The 253-nt window shown below is 63.6% G+C and carries 1 protein-coding gene; it reads left to right on the top strand.

Annotated elements, in window-relative coordinates; genetic code table 11:
• A partial coding sequence (locus tag GYA94_RS27520) for an isochorismatase family protein (protein WP_255327021.1) occupies positions 1-253 on the top strand: 253 nt, incomplete at both ends.

Here is a 253-nt window from a genome sequence, read left to right as displayed (position 1 = left end):
GGCCATGTTCCCGGACGCGCCCTACATTGCCCGTCCAGGCCAGATCAATGCCTGGGACAACGAGGATTTCGTCAAGGCGATCAAGGCGACCGGGCGCAAGCAATTGATCATTGCCGGCGTGGTCACCGACGTGTGCGTGGCCTTCCCGACCCTGTCGGCGCTGGCGGAAGGGTTCGAGGTGTTCGTGGTCACCGATGCCTCGGGCACCTTCAACCCAACTGTGCAGCAGGCAGCGTGGGTGCGCATGACACAG

Source organism: Pseudomonas juntendi, from assembly GCF_009932375.1.
GTDB lineage: Bacteria > Pseudomonadota > Gammaproteobacteria > Pseudomonadales > Pseudomonadaceae > Aquipseudomonas > Aquipseudomonas juntendi.
The sequence above is the reverse complement of the archived record's forward strand: the minus strand, read 5'-3'. Positions and strand labels throughout refer to the sequence as shown.